This window comes from Prevotella merdae (assembly GCF_900290275.1).
GTDB lineage: Bacteria > Bacteroidota > Bacteroidia > Bacteroidales > Bacteroidaceae > Prevotella > Prevotella merdae.
Window position 1 is genome coordinate 1 of record NZ_LT985346.1, and the last position, 1,101, is coordinate 1,101.

The following is a 1,101-nucleotide window of genomic DNA, read 5'->3' on the forward strand; positions in this document are numbered from 1 at the left end:
TGATATACATTGCCCAACGCTTGTTGTCATCCTGCACCATCTGTATGCGGTCGAAGCCCACTTGCTTGCTCTGGCTCACGGCATCACTCACGTCTATCTTGGATATGTCTTCCAATTGCCAGTTCTTCAATCTTGCAACGGTGATGTCCTTTCCTGCAAAATAGCCGTCATCAGGATGGTAACCTAATGCACCATCGGGATTGTAGAACTTGACAGACAGAAAACCTTCCTTCTGTAAGGCATGTTCGATGCGCTGCTTGCTCATGCCCGATACCTCGTTGTTCACTTCCAATGATGCTCCTGCCGGCAATACCACATCGGCACTTTTGTTTTCCATATCCCTTACTATCACCACAAACTTCTGTTCGCTGTCAGGATGCTTGGCTATCTCGTCTGCCACGAAGTAATGCTTGGGCATCTTCGATTGCATCTCGGTGGTCTGCTGCTCGTTCTTCAAGGATGAATATTCAATTTTCTCGCCACGCTCTGCCTTGCGGATAACGTCCAAGGCATTGTTCACATCACTCTCTATGGCATCTATCAGACATGGATTTTCCTTCAATTCGCGGTTCCAGTAGTCCACCAGTCCCATGTTCTCCTTGGAAATCTTTGCCGTCATTCCCATTTCCATCATCTTGATGCCCGAAGCCAGTTCCACCACCAGTTTCTCTTGCTTCACGGCATCCTCAGATGGTGCAATGCCGTTTTTCATCACCATGCCTTCCCTTGCCAGTCGCTGTTGATGTCCTGTAGCACTCACCACTTGGCGCAGCATCTCTTGCACATAATCGCTATATTGCTCAAAGTTTTCTTGTTTTGGCATATACACGGCATCTTTTTCTGTGTCATAATGTGCCACTCCGCTTCCGTCTTTGCGCACCGCCATCAGGTTGTCCTTCATCTTCTGGATGAAGTCATTCACTTGGCTACGCAATGCCTTGTCTTCATTCGCAACGACATTTTCCTTCACCACCTCTTCATATTTCTCCTTGTCTTTTAGTGGCAGCATGGTCTGGTCGATATTGAACAGCACTCGTATTTCCCGATTATGTATGCCCTTGTACTGTGTCTGATCGGTAGCCGACAATTCCTGGTAGTCCT

The 1,101-nt window shown here is 47.7% G+C and carries 1 protein-coding gene; it reads right to left on the bottom strand.

What is annotated here, in order from left to right:
* A partial coding sequence (locus tag C9991_RS16520; RefSeq protein WP_255414817.1) for a zincin-like metallopeptidase domain-containing protein occupies positions 1-1,101 on the bottom strand: 1,101 nt, incomplete at both ends.